The 16252-nt window shown below is 57.5% G+C and carries 16 protein-coding genes; 8 read left to right on the top strand and 8 right to left on the bottom strand.

Annotated elements, in window-relative coordinates:
* Positions 1-9: 9 nt before the first annotated feature.
* The 5 genes from ERD78_RS00615 to ERD78_RS00595 all read left to right on the top strand — a co-directional run bounded on the left by ERD78_RS00615 (position 10) and on the right by ERD78_RS00595 (position 4728).
* Positions 10-597, top strand: coding sequence for a TRAP transporter small permease (locus ERD78_RS00615; RefSeq protein WP_129967243.1), 588 nt, complete (start codon positions 10-12; stop codon positions 595-597).
* Positions 594-1868: a TRAP transporter large permease gene (locus ERD78_RS00610; protein ID WP_129967242.1), complete on the top strand. Its 1275-nt coding sequence runs from the start codon at positions 594-596 to the stop codon at positions 1866-1868. Before ERD78_RS00615 ends, ERD78_RS00610 begins: the two co-directional genes overlap by 4 nt.
* A 113-nt stretch (positions 1869-1981) precedes the next feature.
* Positions 1982-2413 (top strand): DUF2946 family protein, encoded by a 432-nt coding sequence (locus ERD78_RS00605; RefSeq protein ID WP_129967241.1) that lies wholly within the window; start codon positions 1982-1984, stop codon positions 2411-2413.
* Between the two features lie 105 nt (positions 2414-2518).
* Complete coding sequence (locus ERD78_RS00600; RefSeq protein ID WP_129967240.1) at positions 2519-3052, top strand: YcnI family copper-binding membrane protein; 534 nt, start codon at positions 2519-2521, stop codon at positions 3050-3052.
* Positions 3049-4728 carry a copper resistance CopC/CopD family protein gene (locus tag ERD78_RS00595; protein WP_129967239.1) on the top strand — a complete coding sequence of 560 codons (1680 nt, stop codon included), beginning with the start codon at positions 3049-3051 and terminating at the stop codon, positions 4726-4728. Before ERD78_RS00600 ends, ERD78_RS00595 begins: the two co-directional genes overlap by 4 nt.
* A gap of 24 nt (positions 4729-4752) precedes the next feature.
* On the opposite strand, the gene ERD78_RS00590 is transcribed toward ERD78_RS00595, so the two are convergent.
* Positions 4753-5907, bottom strand: a complete 1155-nt coding sequence (locus tag ERD78_RS00590; RefSeq protein WP_129968266.1) for an MFS transporter — start codon at positions 5905-5907, stop codon at positions 4753-4755.
* A 260-nt stretch (positions 5908-6167) separates the two neighbouring features.
* On the opposite strand from ERD78_RS00590, the gene ERD78_RS00585 reads away from it, so the two are divergent.
* On the top strand, positions 6168-6800 hold the full coding sequence (locus ERD78_RS00585) for a trimeric intracellular cation channel family protein (protein ID WP_129967238.1): 633 nt from the start codon (positions 6168-6170) through the stop codon (positions 6798-6800).
* Between the two features lie 37 nt (positions 6801-6837).
* Here the strand turns inward: ERD78_RS00585 and ERD78_RS00580 are convergent, their stop codons facing one another.
* From ERD78_RS00580 to ERD78_RS00570, 3 genes are all read right to left on the bottom strand, one after another.
* Positions 6838-7824, bottom strand: coding sequence for a tripartite tricarboxylate transporter substrate binding protein (locus ERD78_RS00580; RefSeq protein ID WP_129967237.1), 987 nt, complete (start codon positions 7822-7824; stop codon positions 6838-6840).
* 91 nt (positions 7825-7915) lie between these two features.
* Complete coding sequence (locus ERD78_RS00575; protein ID WP_167668800.1) at positions 7916-8791, bottom strand: amidohydrolase family protein; 876 nt, start codon at positions 8789-8791, stop codon at positions 7916-7918.
* Positions 8792-8906: 115 nt separating this feature from the next.
* A complete protein-coding gene (locus ERD78_RS00570) occupies positions 8907-9833 on the bottom strand; it encodes a LysR family transcriptional regulator (protein ID WP_167668799.1) in 927 nt (308 codons plus the stop codon).
* Between the two features lie 170 nt (positions 9834-10003).
* On the opposite strand from ERD78_RS00570, the gene ERD78_RS00565 reads away from it, so the two are divergent.
* A complete protein-coding gene (locus tag ERD78_RS00565; RefSeq protein ID WP_129967234.1) occupies positions 10004-10849 on the top strand; it encodes an NAD-dependent protein deacetylase in 846 nt (281 codons plus the stop codon).
* 88 nt (positions 10850-10937) lie between these two features.
* Here ERD78_RS00565 and ERD78_RS00560 read toward each other — a convergent pair whose 3' ends face one another.
* The 4 genes from ERD78_RS00560 to ERD78_RS00545 all read right to left on the bottom strand — a co-directional run bounded on the left by ERD78_RS00560 (position 10938) and on the right by ERD78_RS00545 (position 15825).
* Positions 10938-11786 carry an isocitrate lyase/PEP mutase family protein gene (locus tag ERD78_RS00560; RefSeq protein WP_129967233.1) on the bottom strand — a complete coding sequence of 283 codons (849 nt, stop codon included), beginning with the start codon at positions 11784-11786 and terminating at the stop codon, positions 10938-10940.
* Between the two features lie 80 nt (positions 11787-11866).
* Entirely contained in the window at positions 11867-13135 is a 1269-nt protein-coding gene (locus ERD78_RS00555; protein WP_129967232.1) for a sensor histidine kinase, read from the bottom strand.
* Positions 13135-13857, bottom strand: a complete 723-nt coding sequence (locus ERD78_RS00550) for a response regulator transcription factor (protein ID WP_129967231.1) — start codon at positions 13855-13857, stop codon at positions 13135-13137. Before ERD78_RS00550 ends, ERD78_RS00555 begins: the two co-directional genes overlap by 1 nt.
* Before the next feature lie 150 nt (positions 13858-14007).
* Positions 14008-15825, bottom strand: coding sequence for an LTA synthase family protein (locus tag ERD78_RS00545; protein ID WP_245152284.1), 1818 nt, complete (start codon positions 15823-15825; stop codon positions 14008-14010).
* On the opposite strand from ERD78_RS00545, the gene ERD78_RS19695 reads away from it, so the two are divergent.
* The gene (locus tag ERD78_RS19695) at positions 15802-16230 is read left to right on the top strand and encodes a hypothetical protein (protein ID WP_167668793.1); all 429 of its coding nucleotides are present in this window, start codon (positions 15802-15804) and stop codon (positions 16228-16230) included. The two genes, ERD78_RS00545 and ERD78_RS19695, sit on opposite strands and share 24 nt — an antisense overlap.
* Positions 16231-16252 lie beyond the last annotated feature (22 nt).

The raw sequence follows: 16252 nt of genomic DNA, 5'->3' as shown, positions 1-16252 counted from the left end.
ACTTTATCCATGCCCACGAAGAACGCCATTGAAAACAGCAGGCTGCTGCGCTGCGTAGACCGCATTGCGGACCTGTGCGGGGCTGCGGGCATTGCGATGCTTATTTTCATCACCGGGGCGCTCACATACGAGGCCGTTGCCCGGTATTTCTTTCATGCCCCCACGCAATGGACGCAGGATATCTCGGTGACCATGCAGATATGGTTCACCTACATTGGCATGGCCATGGTTCTGAAGGACGGCAAGATGATAAGAATCACCGCCATCCTGGGTATTTCGCCGGTCTGGTTCAGGTATGCGTGCGAAGGACTCGCACTGCTCATCATTTTTCTTTTCTCTCTCATGGCGACGGTCAAGGGCTGGGATGTCGTTGCCGACTCCATAAGGCTGGGGCGCCGTCAACCCACCATGCTTGCCCTGCCGAACTGGATTGCCGAGCTGCCAGTCGTGCTGGGCTTTGCCTTGTTGACCGTGCAGTCTTTCGTTGAAATCGTCAGGCTGCCATTTCGTGGTCCGCCTTCCATTTCCGCGGAGAGTGAGCTGGATATGGCCGATTCCCAATTGGCCGCGGAAGATACAGAAGGGGAGAGAGCGTGACGCTGCTGTATATCGCCCTGGCCTTGCTGGCGCTCCTGTTTCTTGGTGTGCCGGTGGCCTTTTCCCTTGCCGGCCTGGGCGCCGGCCTGCTCTTGATAAAAGGGCTGCCGCTCGCCATGGTGGCGCAGAACCTGCATGGCGCACTCGATAACTTCGTACTGCTTTCCGTGCCGCTATTTCTGCTCATGTCCAACCTCTTGCTCAAGGGCGGTGTGGGCAAGGATCTTTTCGAGGCCGTGCAGAAATGGGTGGGGCATCTGCCCGGCGGGCTGGGACTGTCGGCGCTGGTATCCTGCGGCATCTTCTCGGCCATCTCGGGCAGTTCGGTGGCCACAGCCGCGACCGTGGGCACGGTTGCCATACCCGAAATGGTCAAGAGAGGCTACAGCAAACATTTCACGCTGGGCTTGCTGGCCGCGGGCGGCACACTGGGCATACTGATTCCGCCTTCCATTCCACTTATTGTGTACGGCGTCATCACCGAGGAGAGCATAGGCAAGCTGTTTCTGGCCGGCGTCGGGCCCGGGGTCATGCTGCTGCTATTCTTCGGCTTGTATACCGTGATCCATGCCAAAGTAACCGGCATGCATCGTGGAGAGAAAGTAGCCTCATCGCAGGAGAAGATGGCTGCCACGGCGCGGGCGCTGCCCACCATTGCCCTGGCCGTGCTGATCATCGGCGGCATCTATGCGGGGGCCTTTACGCCCACGGAGGCCTCCGCCGTGGGCGCTTTCGCATCTTTCGTCCTGACTGCCTTCGTGCTGCGCACCTTGACGCTGAAGACTTTCATTGCCGCGGTCAGGCAGACCCTGAGTACGACTGTCGTCCTGTTTCTGATCGTGATCGGCGCGAAAATATTCGGCAAGGCGATCACGCTGTATCAAGTGCCGTCGATGCTGTCCGAGCTGGTGGATGTGCATATATCGTCGGTGGATGGCTTTCTGCTGCTTGTCACCATCATTCTGCTGATCATCGGACTGTTTCTTGAAAGCCTTTCCATGCTGTTGATCATGGTTCCCGTGCTGTTTCCCACCGTACTCGGCTTGGGCATCGATCCGATATGGTTCGGCATCTATTTCGTCATCCTGATCGAGCTCGCGCTGATTACGCCGCCCGTTGGTCTCAATCTATTTGTCATCCAGGCGATTGCGGGCACATCGCTGGGGGTGGTCGCGCGTGGCGTGCTGCCTTTCATATTGATCATGCTGGCGAGTGTGATTATCGTATATTTCGTCCCCGGCATAGTCACCTGGATACCCGCCAACCTTTAGCCATTGGCGGCTGTGAGCGCAGACGTCCCCGCCACACGCCTGCGCGGGCAGACATGCATGAAGCCGCTGCGGGCGTACAGCGGTGTGCGAACCGTGATATAACTTGCCTCATCGTGAACAAGTATCTGACGGTGCGGCATCGCCGACCACGCGTTTCGGTTACCAAGGGCATCAGGCATGTTGTGTATTGCCTGATGCTGTTTGCGTTTGTATGCCGGGCCATGATACCCGTGGGGTTCATGCCTTCCGCCAATGCAAGTGGCGACATGCCTGGCATGATCCTGTGTTCAGCGGGCATGGCCACCGGCGTGGAAGGCGGAGAAGCGCCACAGAACAACAAGCATGATCATGACCGAGGCGCGCATGCCGTGTGCCCGTTCAGCGCACTGAACCTTCAGGCCGCCCTGTCGTTTTCAGGGGGCGTGCTTGAGTCGACCACCTCCGTTGCCGCCACGATAGTTGTATACACGGCGCATGCGCAGCAATCGAACCAGATGTCGGCGGGGCCGCCGCTGGGGCCGCGCGCACCGCCCATCTTCCTCTGAAATGCCTTGCTTCTTGCCGGCCTCTTGGGTTGCGCCGGCTATTCATTATTTTCCGGTGATGCTCAGTCATGGATTTCACCGGCAGGGATTTCGAGGTTTTATCTTATGTTCAAGTCTTTTCTTTCATTGGCCGCGCTCGGCGCCGCCGTGCTGTTTCCCGCTTCGCAGGCCTCTGCGCATGTCACCTTGGCTGTCCATGAGGCGCCGGTGGCCAGCTACTACAAGGCGGTGCTCAAGGTACCGCACGGTTGCGACGGTTCGCCCACGATCGCGTTGCGTGTTCGCATCCCCGAGGGCGTCATTTCTGTCAAGCCGCAGCACAAGCCCGGCTGGAAAATCCAGACGACCAAGGGCGACTACGCCCAATCCTATGTACTGCATGGCGGCAAGATAGAATCAGGTGTCAAAGAAATCGCATGGACCGGCAGCGTGTTGCCCGATGAAGAATACGATGAGTTTGCATTTGTCGCGTATCTCGCGAGCGATCTGAAGCCGGGAGGCATGCTGTACTTTCCAGTGGTGCAGGAATGCGAAAAAGGCGTTGCCCGCTGGATAGACGTACCGGACGGACATGCCAAGGGCAGCGATACGCATGAGGACACGCCCGCGCCGGGCCTGAAGTTGCTGCCGCCACAATGATGACTGCAAGACGCGCGCGGGCCTGGGCGTCAGGGCTGCTGGCGCTTATGCTGTGTCTGGCCGGCTTGCTTGTTTCGCCCAGAACGTGGGCGCATGCCTCTCTGGTGGAGGTCGAGCCGGCCAACGGTGCGTTGCTTGCAGCGGCGCCGGCAAAGATGACCTTCTCCTTCAACGAGGCAGTGTCTCCCACGGTACTCAAGCTGCTCAGGCCCGACGGCAGGACAGTGGTGTTGGATCGGGTGGCACAGCACGACAATACCTTTGTCGTGGATCTGCCGCGCTTGCAGCAGCACGGCACCTATGGCCTGAGCTGGCGCGTGGTGTCGGCTGACGGCCACCCGGTGGGCGGCACGACCCTGTTTTCATTTGCTGTGGCAAGTGCGGTGCCAGGCGGCGCGCAGGCCGATCATGCTTTCCGTTCAGCGGGCATATGGCTGCTGCGGCTGATGTCATACATGGCGCTATTTTCGGGTATCGGGGCTGTTTTTCACCGGTATTGGCTGAGCCAGACCCGGACGGATCACGCGCATCTGTCGATCTGGCCCCAGCGGCGCATCGTAACCGCGCTACTCGCGCTTGCCGTGTTTGCCGGCATTGTGTACACCGGCCTGTTTGGCCTGGATGCCCTGGACCTGGGCTGGGCGGGTTTGCTGAACAGCCATCCCTGGCGTGTGGCGGCGTCCTCGACAGTTGGGCTGGCCGCCTTGCTAGCCATCATTGCCTGCTTTGCGGCCGCGACCGCAACATGGACACGCGGGCTTGTCCCCGCACGGGGCCTGGCGGCGCTGGCAGTGGTGCTGGTTGGCCTGTCTCTGGCAGTTACAGGCCACGCCAGCCAGGCGCCGCCGCAATGGCTGTCGCGCCCCGCGGTCTGGCTTCACGGCGTGGCCGTGGTGTTCTGGATAGGTGCTTTGATGGGCCTGGCTGTCCGGCCGTGCAGCGGAGAGGAAGCCTATACCAGAGGGTTGCGTCTTTTTTCCGCCTGGATTCCCTGGATCCTCGCCGGCTTGCTGGCCAGTGGGGTAACACTGGCATGCCTACAGCTTGGCCATCTGTCGGCCTTGTGGACCACACGCTATGGCGTGGTGCTGGTAGTCAAGCTAATGCTGGTGTCTCTTCTATTGGGGCTGGGCGCGTTCAATCGTTATAAACTGACGCAGCGGGTACTCGATGGCGATGCCGTCGGCCAGGCCGGAATGCGGTCCATAGTCTTGCTCGAGATCGTGGTGGCGGCGGCCATCCTGGCAGTGGTGGCCTTCTGGCGCTTTACACCGCCGCCACGCACGATGGCGTTTCAGGACATGGCGCAACCCGCTATGGACCATCATCATGCCTCAGGCCATGTCATGGGCAGCCATGCCGCCACTGAACTGCATGCCCGCCGCGCTTCCGCGCGACTGGACGTCGTTCACGCACAAGGCGGACAGCCCATGGCCTTGCGTATTGAACTGCTTGATGCGCAGTCCTTGCCGCTCAAGGCCCAGGAGGTGGATATTTCCTTTTACAACCGGCAGGCCGGCATAGAACCCGTGCGATACGCTGCGGGTAAACAGGATGGCGTCTGGATCGTTCCCGATCTGAGACTGCCCGCGGTAAGCCATTGGACGGTGGAAGTGGATGCCTTGATATCCGATTTTGAACGTATCCGGATGGTCGGCGATCTGGCGCTCCAGTGAGGCGTTGACCACGCGGGCCAGGCTTTACGCGGGCGCCTTATCGGCGCGCGCTTGCCTGGCGGCCCAGCCAAGCATAAGCAGGACGAGACCTACAATGGGCAGCATAAGTGTATTGATGCTGCTCCAACCTGAAGTATTCAGCAGTTGGCCAGATCCGAATGAGGCTATCGCCACTGTGCCGAAAACCAGGAAATCATTCAGGGCTTGGACTTTTGCGCGCTCACTGGGCCGGTAGCAGTCGGTCACCATGGCGGTGGCGCCGATGAAGCCGAAATTCCAGCCTAGGCCCAGCAAGACAAGGGCGCCCCAGAAATGCAGCAGGTCGAGTCCGGCGAGGGCCAGCAAGCCGGAAGCGGCGATCATCGCCAGGCCGGCCGCAGTAACGCCCGGCTTTCCAAAGCGGTTGATCAGACTGCCCGTGAAAAAGCTCGGACCGAACATGGCCAGCACATGCCACTGTATGCCCAATGCCGCTTCGCCTACAGTGTGGCCGCAGCCGACCATGGCCATGGGGGCCGCCGTCATGATAAAGCTCATGAGGCCATATGAAACCACACCGGCTGTAACAGCGACGATGAAGCGGGGTGACCGGGCGATGACGACAAGTGGGCGGCCCGCATCGGAGGATGCCGTTGCAGAGGCCGTGGGCGGCATGCGCAGCAGCGCGAGCAACGGCAATGCCAGCAGGGCCAGCACGGATTGACCGAGGAAGCTGCCCGCGAAGGGGCTTGCTGGCAGCGCGTCGCGTGTCCAGATGACCACCTGCGGGCCAATAATGGCTGCCATCAAGCCACCGATCATAATGTTGGAAATGGCCTTGGCGCGCCGCTCGCTGTTGACTGTGTCCGAAGCGGCAAACCGGTAACTCTGCACACACGCGCCATAAAAGCCAGCCATGGCAGTGCCCACGCAAAACGTCAGGAAACTGCCTTGTATGATGCCCGCAGCCGCCGTCAGGCCAGCGGCTATGGCCAGTATTGCACCGAGTAGATAGACGCTTCTGCGGCCCCACGTGCGCATGAGCATCGCGGCGGGAATGGTGGAGAGTGCCAAGCCCAGTTGATACAGGCTGACTGGCAACGTGGCAATGGATGCGTCATCAGCCAGCGTCTGGCCCACGATGCCGCCCAGGGAAATCAGAATGGGCGCCGAAGCGCCGCCCAGCGATTGCGCGGCCATGAGCAGTCCGACATTGCGGCGCGCCGAGATTGTGCCGTCTGTGGTCTGTGTCGGCTTTGACACAGGCGAAACCTGGAACGCCATGGTTGATGCCGCCTTGTGAAAGTTTGTTATATCTTTAAATTATATATTTATTATTTAAATGAATATTAACTGAGTTGGTCCGCAGCCTCGACGCCGTTCTTAAAAACAAATCTTTAGTCCCACGGGATTACACGGGCATATTTTCGTGCGCTGGCAAAAGAGTAAGATTCAGCACCATGACCACACACGCTTTGTTCACATTGCTCGATCTGATAGGCACCTTTGCGTTTGCCATTAGTGGGGCGGTTGCCGCGCATCAGAAAAAGCTGGATCTATTTGGTGTCATTTCGCTGGCCTACGTGACTGCCTGCGGCGGCGGGATTATCCGCGACATCTGCATAGGCGCCATACCGCCGGCGGGCTTGTCGGACTGGCGTTATCTTGTTGTTGCCGTCATAGCTGCGGGGCTTGTCATCAGCATGAATGCTTTGGTAAGAAGGCTCTCCCATCCCGTGCTCCTGTTCGATGCGGCAGGGCTGAGCTTTTTTGCGGTCTTTGGCGCCCATAAAACGCTGCAATTCGGCCATGGCATCGGTGCAGCCATTATTCTTGGGACAGTGTCGGCAGTGGGCGGCGGCGTGATGCGAGATCTTTTCCTGAACCGCACGCCTGTGATTCTCCAGAAAGAAATCTACGCCTCAGCCGCGCTATTTGCGGCGGCTTTCCTGGCCATTGCAGAGGAAGTTGGCTGGTCGCTCCAATGGGTACCCTGGACGGCCATTGCCCTGTGTTTTGCTATCCGGTATCTATCGTTGCGCTTCAATTGGAATTTGCCGCGGTTCTCGGACGACAAGGCGGAGCGGGGCTAGGGCAGGGTGAGGCGCGTGCCTGATCGGCAGTCTGTGGTCAATCCGCCTTGATGCCTGCTGCCTTGACAATGGGCGCCCATTTCTCAACTTGAGCGTGTATGTATTTATCGAATTGCTCTGGTGTTCCTGGTTGAAGTGTGACGCCAAGGCTTATGAGTTGATTTTTTACATCTGCGTTATTCAATACGGTATTAAGCTCGGCATTTAGTTTCCGGACTACATCGGGCGGTGTGCCCACTGGCGCCACCAGCCCCCACCATACGGTTGCATTCAAGTCGGGATAACCTGCTTCGCCTGCCGTTTGGACGTTGGGAAGCAAGGAAAGGTGGTCGTTCGTTCCTATCATCAGCGCGCGCAGACGATCAGATTTGATCTGCGGCATCGCTTGAAGTGGGTCAAGCATCATGAAGGAAACTCTTCCCGTACTCAAATCCACAATCGCAGGTGCGCCACCCTTGTACGGGACGTGAAGAATATCCACTTTTGCTGCGAACTTAAGCGCCTCCGATGCGAGATTCGCCGAGCTGCCAAACCCTGCAGACGCATAACTGACCGAAGTCGGATCCGATTTTGCCTTTGCAATAATTTCACCTGCCGAATCGGCAGGATAGTTCTTTCCTACCACCATGATGAGTGGTGCGCTTCCAATATATCCAATGGCAGTCAGGTCCTTCAGTTCATTAAAACTACGGTGTGAGTAAACCAGGCCGTTGCTCGCCATCCCGTTGCTGCCCAACAGCAACGTATAGCCATCAGGTGCTGATTTAACTACATATTCAGTGCCGAGATTTCCGTTTGCACCGGGGCGATTTTCAACAATAACGGATTGATGCATCTGTTGCGAAAGATGGGTGGCAATCAGTCGTCCGAGCATATCCACCGCGCCGCCTGGGGAAAACGGCACGACGATATGGATGGCTTTGGTCGGAAAACTCTCTCCTTGTGCGTGCGCGGCAGATATGCCAGAGGCAACAGGCATTGTCAATATGGACAGTGCTACGGCGATCTTTGAGATGATTCTCATGTGTGTCTCCTATATTTATTCAGTCGATGCGGGTGCGGCTCAGCAGTGCCAGATAGCGTCTGCTATCTGGCAGGGTAAGTATTCAGAAGTGTCACGGGAATTCCGCCTCTGGCCAACGGAGCAGCTCAGCAATTGTTCCGCCCAGAATCCAATCCTTGTCTTCGTCGCCAAGAAAATCCAGCGCATAGCGAAAATGGTCTAGACATTCCTGGTACGTGCAAGGCAGTCGGGTGTAATCGGATCCCCACATCAGTTTCCTGGGGCCAAAAGCATCGTAGATTTGCCTCAGAAATGGTTTTAGATTGGAGAATGGGTACGGCTGCGTGGTATAGCATGGAACCGCTGATACCTTCACAGAAACATTGGGATATCGTGAGAGCGTAATAAGCTTTTCTATATCCGCAAAACATGCATCATCCCTCAACGAGCTCTGACGCGCCATATGATCCAGGATGATAATGAGATCGGGATGCTTGATGGCGATATGCTCGATTTTGTGCAATAGACCTGGCGCGAGCAGCATCAAGGGTATGCGCAGTCGCTCACACTTTTCCCAGAACCAGTCCAGCGTGTCGCCTTCAAGCCATTCCTTCCATTTTTCCTTGTGAAAGGTCATGCGTATGCCAAGCATGTTTTTCTGGCTCAACCAACGCGTTATACGCTCTCTGGCATTGGCGGCTTGTGGATTGAAGCGGCCCATGACTGCCAGTTGTTTGGGATAGCGTGCTGCCGCTTCCATCGCGGTTAGATTTTCGTCCCCCACTGGAGACGGGGGAACAATAATGGCGCGGTGAACGCCCGCGAGCCGCATGACATGCAGCAACTCGTCAGCTTGTAAAGGCTCTTTGCGGTGAGGGCGAGCTCCTTCTTCCGCAACGAAAACCGGTTGGCCCACTTCTTCAGTCGGCCAGGGACGGTCGGGACGATGTGCCTCCCATAAATGCACCTGCGAATCTGTAATCAGCACTGGAGCTTCCTTTCTATAACTGGCGAAAGCAATGATAGTCAGGATGGTGCCAGATAAAAATGTAATTTCTAATCTAGCTGATATGTATTAAATGAATACAATAGAGCAGGTAGCATTACCTCTTGCGTGTCTTGGTATTGGGGGCAACGAGGACGGTTGGTAAGAAAGCTTGAAGCAAAGAAATCGAGCTTGAAACCAGTGTTGTCATGGGCCTTTCCGCGGAGATTCCCAGCGCGAGTATGCTGGTCAAACCTGGCGATACGATTCTGCGTGCGGAAAGTTTCGCCGCGTCTTCCGCAATAAGCAAGGCGTTTGCCGTAACCACTGCGTTGCCGAAGCCCTGCATGACGAGTTCCACAATGCCTGACACCGTATCAATTTCCAATCTTATGGTTGGTTTTCTTCCGAGATTGGCAAGTCGCGTTTCTATCAGCATGCGCAGAGGGTGAGGGCGGCTCGGTATGATCAGCGGCATATCGGCCAGCGCTTTGAGCGGCACAGTGGTACGACTCCTTCCGGGCTGACCCTGCTTGCGGCCAATCAGAAACAGGTCATCTTCGCTCAGAGGAATAATTTCGAGGGCTGGAGATGGTGAGGGGTCATGCAGCAGGGCGATGTCGATGCGCCCGGATAGCAGCCATTCATGTAAATGCACGGTAAGGCCTGCAGTAATGCAGATCGTGGCATCGGGAAAAGCTTTAGTGAAATGCGTGACAAAGGGCGCGATAATAATCCGACCAATCGAATGCGGCACGCCGATGACAACCCGTCCGACAGGCGTGTCTCTGATGGCCTCGACGGCCTGCCGGGCTCGCTCTAACTGCGTCAAGACAACTCGGCCGTGTGTCAGCAGTCTCTTGCCTGCTTCTGTCGGGCTGACACCCCGCCCATTCCTGTAAAGCAGATTCTGGTGTAATTCGGCCTCCAGGCTTCGTATCGAACGGCTGAGCGCTGGCTGGGCAACGTCCAGCAGCATTGCGGCTTTCGTGAAGCTCCCTACATCGGCGACCTGGATGAAATATTCCAGTTGACGAAGGTTCATGGCATCGTCCTGTTGAAAATAGCATGGAGTCTGTAGTGTGCCGCATTCCTCGCGCTGTGCAAGCAGTATGCATGGGGGGGCATCACGGTTAATTTCCATTGGAGGCGTTCTGCTGGCGAAATAGTGCCAGGTGGCCGTTATACTGTTTGCGTTTAAAGCGAGTTTGGCATATGGCTGACCTTTCCGATTTGCATGCCTTCATCAAGCGTCACCAGCGGCTGTTTGTCATCACGGGCGCCGGTTGCAGCACCGATTCCGGCATACCTTGCTATCGCGACACGGCGGGCAACTGGAAGCGTCCGGCGCCGATGGACTTTCGCCTGTTCATGGATAATCCCAAGCAGCGTGCCCGCTATTGGGCGCGCAGTATGGTGGGCTGGCGCCGCTTCGGCAGCGCGCGTCCCAATGCGGCGCACTACGGACTGGCGATGCTTGAGCAAAAAGGACGCATTTCGCTGTTGCTGACGCAGAACGTAGATGGCTTGCATCAGGCAGCCGGCAGCCAGCGTGTTCTTGATCTGCATGGCAGGCTGGATCGGGTACGTTGCATGAAATGCAGTCATGTGCAGCCCCGCGCCTCTATACAGGAAGAACTGGAAGCACTCAATGATACAGAGTGGCTGAATCTTGACGCTATGGATGCGCCCGATGGCGATGCGGATCTCGAGTGTGTGGATTTTTCTGCGTTTGCCGTGCCTTCCTGTCCGCACTGCGGCGGCATCCTGAAACCCGACGTGGTGTTCTATGGCGAGAATGTACCGCGCACACGCGTGGACGAAGCTTATGGGCAACTTGAAAAAGCCGACGCGGTGCTGGTTGTCGGTTCGTCGCTGATGGTGTATTCGAGCTACCGGTATATCAAGGCGGCGGTTGATCTGCACGTGCCCATTGCCGCCGTCAATCTGGGCCGTACCCGGGCGGATGCACATCTGGCCTTGAAAGTGCGCCAGCCTTGCGGGCCTACCTTGGAAATACTTGCCGCTCGCGACTGCCGCGCAGGCGCCAAGGCCGCCTGAGCATACGTTGATTTCCACCTTTTTGGCCGGCAGGCACGCGAGGCGAGCAGTCAGCGTGCACAACGCCGGCGCGGCGCATGGGCTTCTGCTATGCCTGATCGTTCGCTTGCCCGGCTTCCTTCTTAAACAAGGCATTCAGTTGTGCCTGGCTCATCGCGTCGGCGAAGCCATCGAAGCGCCCCTCCCGCGCAAGCATGCTGGCCGCGCGTTGCAGGCCGCCCCATGCCGCGCGGGCCATTGCGCCGCCGACGCTCACGCGCCGTACGCCCATGGCTTCGATATCTTGCAGGGTGAACTCGATTGTGGTGCCGACCAGAAGGTTGACAGGCTTGGGTGCAACGGCAGAGACCACCGCCGTGATTTGTTCACGGGTACGTATCCCGGGTGCATACAGACAATCCGCGCCAGCTTCGGCGTAGGCTTTTAGTCTGGTGATGGCATCGTCAAGGTCGGGGCGTCCCACGAAGAAATTCTCAGCCCGGCCTATCAGCAGCGTGTCTCCTCCTGCTTCGTCGATAGCAGCGCGGGCCGCCCGCAACCGGGCTACGGCATCGTCTATGCTGAGTAAGGGCGCATCGGGATTGCCGGTTGAATCTTCCAGCGACAGCCCTGCCACACCTGTGTCGAGCGCCATTCGCACACTCTGCGCCACGCCGGCCGGGTCGTCGGCGAAGCCGCTTTCAAAATCAGCGTTGATCGGCAGATCGGTGGCTGATACAAGCTTGCGCATATGCGCAATCACTTCGTCTCGAGACGTCGATCCATCAGGCAAGCCCTGGGACCAGGCATGGCCGGAGCTCGTCGTAGCCAGTGCCTTGAATCCCATTTGCTGCAGAAAGAGGGCACTGCCCACATCCCAGGGGTTGGGCAGTACAAAGCAGCCCTGTGCGTGAAGTGCCCTGAAAGCTGCCCGCTTCTGTTGAATGGTCTGCGCCATCGTGTCTCCAAAAAATCATGATGTATATAAAAACGTCTGTCCCTCATCCGCAGCAATGCACCCGCGCATCCCGCGCTATATCAATGCGCGTCCCGGCTAACGATCAACCGGATCCGCGTCCCGTTGCTGTCGGTGCGCGCAATGTCCAGGCGCCACCCCAACCGTTCGGTCATCAGTGTCACAATATACAGGCCCAGCCCGCTGAGCGAAGCCCCATCATGGCGTGTGTTTTGCCCTAGCAGTATGGACTGCTGGTTGGTATTGAGCCCCAGCCCCTTGTCTTCAATCTCTATGACGCCCTGGGACACTGTTACGTGGATATCGCTGGCGGTGTGCTGCAGTGCATTCTGCACGAGATTGCGCAATAGCATGCGCACCATGGCTGGATCCGTCTTAACGGTCAATGGCGCGGCGCACTGCAGGATTACGCGATCTCCCGCTTGATGGCTAATCTTCAGATCATCGATGACTTGTTGTATGGCAGGGCGAACATCGAACACCTCCTCGATGTGGCCGCCCGGCTCTCGTCGAGCCAGCCTGAGCAGAATGTTGACGTTGTCGCGCATTTCATCGCAGGCTCTGCGTACGCGGGCAAGTGTGGCCCGGTCATCCGGGTTTAGCTGGTCGCGCAGCTCAATAATATCCAGGGCGCCGGACATGACGGCGATGGGGGTGCGCAGCTCATGGCTTGCGAGGCTTAGCAGAGACTGCTCGCGTCGCACATAGGATTCGAGTTCGTCCAGAAACCGGTTGAACGTCGTGGCTATGGCGTGCAGTTCGGCGTCCACGTAGTCTGTTTTCATGCGAGGCATGTTCGCCCCGACCGGTGTTCTGCTGATCCGCTCCGACAGCCGTCTTAATGGCTTGACGATTCGTCTGCTGCTAACTACCGCAAGCAGCAGGCTGAATGTGATGATGACAAGCGTCATGACCAGCAAGGCGATGGTGAACAGCGTTTCTCTGTCTTCAAAGTGCGTGATGTTCTTGGCGATGTAAAGAATGCCGGTTGAAACGGTTTCGGTCTTTACGAGATAGGTTTCGCCATCCAGCTCGATTTCCGCGGAATGATTGTCCGGCAGCCCCTGGAATATGCGTGGCAGAACTTTGGGGCGAGGTTTTCCCGAGGGGACAAAGACAATCGCCAGGTTCTTCGTGTCCCACACGAAATCATCGTCGCCCGTATCGTTCGCCAGAATGAAGTCCCGCTCCTGGGCAAACTCCACATCCAGCATGGTCTGCTCAAGGTCTTCGTTGACCAGCAGGACTGTCGCAACCATGGCCAGCATGCTCACCACACTCACCGCCAGTATGGCGCGGTAGACCCGGCGGGATATTGATTTAGGCGTCATCAGGTATCTTGGTCGGACGTGTTGAGTTCGGGCGCCACGATCCTGTAGCCCCGTCCATGCATGGTTTTGATGACGGGATAATGAAAGGCATCCTGAAGCAGCTTGCGCAGCGAATAAATGTGAGTACGCAAGGTGTTCATGTCGACCTCTCGCTCGCCCCATACTCTCTCCTGGATCTCCTCATAGGAAAGAAAGTCTGGATAGGCCTTGAGCAACTCCTCGAAAATTCTGGCCGCCGTGCCGGAAAGCTCAAGCTTGTCGCCGTTATCCCTGTGCACCATGAACGTGCCGGGATCAAACCGCATTCCCGGTATGCTGATTTCCGGCGTTCTGGAAAAGCCCGCCTTGCGCCTGTAGAGCGCGTCCACCCTCAATTGCAGCTCCCGCAAATTGAAAGGCTTGACAAGATAATCGTCTGCGCCGACCGTGAAACCTTCTTCCTTGTCCTGTAATTGATCCTTGGACGTCATGATGATGACCGGGGTGGCGCAGCGAAGATCCTTGCGGATGCGGCGGCAAACTTCGAAGCCGGATAACCCCGGCAGCATCACGTCCAGGACGATCACGTCGTACTCATTGGTGGCAATGAGGTGAATCGCCGTCAAGCCATCGGAAGCGAAATCCAGGATATAGCGCCCATCCGCAAAAAATTCGAGCAGATTTGCTGCCAGGCCCGAATGGTCTTCCACGACCAGCATTCGTACTGCATGTTTCAAAGCCATGTTGTTCTTCTCGGTTTGGATCGCACGTCAAGGAATAATCCAATAATATCAGTTGCCTATCTTGCACCCACGTCGGGAATGTGTGTGCCTCGCACCGGGAAATGCGGCCAGAGGCAGCCATGCCGGCACGCGTGCCTTGTCGTACGCCGCCTAATTGTCTGTTCCGAGCAGCCCGCCATTGCGCAGAATACCCGATGCAACTTGGTAATAGCCAATGGCTTCGTCGACCAGGCGCCCAGCCTGGGGATCCTGCATGCGGGGCTTGCCGTTGATGGCGTCCAGCACACGCACCTGCCGCCGCGGCGACAGCTCCACGACCATGCCGCTTTCGAGCAGCCCCACGGTCTGGTAGTTGGCCATGAGTGCCCGCGGGTTGTTGCGTCCTTGCGCGAGTATGTCTTGGCCGAAGAACTGCGAAGTGTAGGAAAAATGCAGCAGCGAGAGCAGTGTCGGGCCGACATCGATCTGGGATGCAAGCGTATCTATGCGCTGGGGGTGAATGTTTGCAGGAGACCAGATGATCAACGGAATATGAAAGGCCTCGGGCGGCAAATCCGTGCGCCCGCGTCCGTGCGATGTGTGGTCAGCCACGAACACGAATATCGTGTCCTTGAACCAGGCGTGTCTGGCGGCCTGCTCGACAAATTGGCCAATGGCCCAGTCGGCATACTTTACCGCGCCCGCGCGCCCGCTACCCGACGGAATATCTATGCGCCCCTCTGGATAAGTATATGGGCGATGATTCGAAGTCGTCATGACATGGGCAAATACCTTCCTGCCATCGGCCGTACGCGCATCGAGCACTTGAAGCGTTTTTCGGAATAGGTCCTCATCGGCCACGCCCCAAATGGTTTCATGGGATATCTGATCGTCTGGCATATCCATTCTGTCTATGACAGCATAGCCATTGCCGCCGAAAAAGTCCTTCATGTTGTCGAAGTAGCTGTAGCCGCCATAAAGATAGAGAGAGTCATAGCCATGCTCTCGAAATACCTGCCCCAAAGTCTGAAATCCTTTGTTGTTCTTGCGCATGACAACGGCATGACCGGGTGTTGGCGGCATGGACAGTGTCAGCGCCTCCAGGCCGCGCACCGTCCGCAGGCCTGTTGCATAGGTTTGCGTGAACATCATGCCTTCCCGCGCCAGGCGGTCAAGATTGGGCGTAAGGCCTTCTTGGCCGCCGAACGACGCCAGGTAATCGGCGCCCATGCTTTCCATGGATACCAGCACCACATTCAGCCGACGTTCTGGGCCTGCGGCAATGATGCTGCGTGCAAGCGGATTCCTGGCATCCGGCAGGAAATGTGCGGAAGCGGCTCCTTTTGTGAACGCTGTACGCATGATTTGCTTGGCCTGGGCTTCCGGCAGGACCTTGTAGAAGCGGCGATAGTCCAGCTTATTGTCCCGAAATGCGCGAAACAGTTCGTAGTCGCCATTTCCGGCAAGTTGGCTTGCCGAGGCAGACGCCTGATGCGTCTTGAAGGTGTCGTTGACCAGGAAGTAACTGGCGGCGGGCAGCAGCAGGATCGCCAGAAACATGCCCGTGCGCTGTTTCCAGTTGCCTGCGGCGGCCGAGGCCGTCGACCAGAAGCGCCGGCGCAGCGGCCAGGCAATCAGGACAGTGGCAATGGCGATGCAGGACAGGATGAGATTGACATGGTAGGACTCCTCGATATTGCCGAGAACCTCGCGCGTGTATACCAGGTAGTCCACGGCAATGAAGTTGAAGCGCGAGGAAAACTCATTCCAGAATAGAAACTCAGCCACCGCCGTAAAGAGAATGGCCGCCAGCAGTGCCAAGCATCCGAGGCTGGCTGCCACGGCATGCACACGGCGTCCAACGCGCGTATCGGGGATGATTGCGGCGAGCAGGGCCAGTGGTATCAGAAACCACGCCGCGGCAGCCAAGTCGTAGATCAGGCCGGCGCCGAATATCTCGAGCAGATGAGCAAGGGCAAGGTTGCTCATGTCGCCTTCATAGACAAGCAGGACCGCACGCGTCAATGTGTTGACAATGAGGAAGACGGACAGAAAGTACGCCAGCACTTCGAAACGCGGCATAATCAGGTGGGCGCGTCGCCGCCTGCTGGCGTCCTCGCCAGGAAGAAATGTGCCGGGAACTTGCTGAGAGATCGGATTTTGCATGGCCTATTGGCAGGCAGGGCGCTGCGATTGCATATACGAAGCGCAAAGCCTAGCCAACCGGGCATCAATAAATCATTAAGAAAAAATCAAGGAATTATCAAACCCGGCCCCGCATGCGGTGCTGAAGGGTGGGCGCGTCTGGACGATGTGCCGTGGTTGGCCGACGGCGGTCTTCATGACTGCTTCGGCCGTGATGCCGGTTTCGATAGTTTATTGAGAACAGATTGATAAATTCTTGATGACCTGATGG

The organism is Allopusillimonas soli, from assembly GCF_004153445.1.
Taxonomy (GTDB): domain Bacteria; phylum Pseudomonadota; class Gammaproteobacteria; order Burkholderiales; family Burkholderiaceae_B; genus Allopusillimonas; species Allopusillimonas soli.
The sequence above is the reverse complement of the archived record's forward strand: the minus strand, read 5'-3'. Positions and strand labels throughout refer to the sequence as shown.

Excerpts from the sequence above, each read along its gene's own strand:
- ERD78_RS00555 (WP_129967232.1), bottom strand. The coding sequence starts at position 13,135 with ATGACGCCTAAATCAATATCCCGCCGGGTCTACCGCGCCATACTGGCG.
- ERD78_RS00595 (WP_129967239.1), top strand. The coding sequence starts at position 3,049 with ATGATGACTGCAAGACGCGCGCGGGCCTGGGCGTCAGGGCTGCTGGCG.
- ERD78_RS00550 (WP_129967231.1), bottom strand. The coding sequence starts at position 13,857 with ATGGCTTTGAAACATGCAGTACGAATGCTGGTCGTGGAAGACCATTCG.
- ERD78_RS00545 (WP_245152284.1), bottom strand. The coding sequence starts at position 15,825 with ATGAGCAACCTTGCCCTTGCTCATCTGCTCGAGATATTCGGCGCCGGC.
- ERD78_RS00560 (WP_129967233.1), bottom strand. The coding sequence starts at position 11,786 with ATGGCGCAGACCATTCAACAGAAGCGGGCAGCTTTCAGGGCACTTCAC.
- ERD78_RS00615 (WP_129967243.1), top strand. The coding sequence starts at position 10 with ATGCCCACGAAGAACGCCATTGAAAACAGCAGGCTGCTGCGCTGCGTA.
- ERD78_RS00570 (WP_167668799.1), bottom strand. The coding sequence starts at position 9,833 with ATGAACCTTCGTCAACTGGAATATTTCATCCAGGTCGCCGATGTAGGG.
- ERD78_RS00565 (WP_129967234.1), top strand. The coding sequence starts at position 10,004 with ATGGCTGACCTTTCCGATTTGCATGCCTTCATCAAGCGTCACCAGCGG.
- ERD78_RS00585 (WP_129967238.1), top strand. The coding sequence starts at position 6,168 with ATGACCACACACGCTTTGTTCACATTGCTCGATCTGATAGGCACCTTT.
- ERD78_RS00590 (WP_129968266.1), bottom strand. The coding sequence starts at position 5,907 with ATGGCCGCGCAATCGCTGGGCGGCGCTTCGGCGCCCATTCTGATTTCC.
- ERD78_RS00580 (WP_129967237.1), bottom strand. The coding sequence starts at position 7,824 with ATGAGAATCATCTCAAAGATCGCCGTAGCACTGTCCATATTGACAATG.
- ERD78_RS19695 (WP_167668793.1), top strand. The coding sequence starts at position 15,802 with ATGAGCAAGGGCAAGGTTGCTCATGTCGCCTTCATAGACAAGCAGGAC.
- ERD78_RS00600 (WP_129967240.1), top strand. The coding sequence starts at position 2,519 with ATGTTCAAGTCTTTTCTTTCATTGGCCGCGCTCGGCGCCGCCGTGCTG.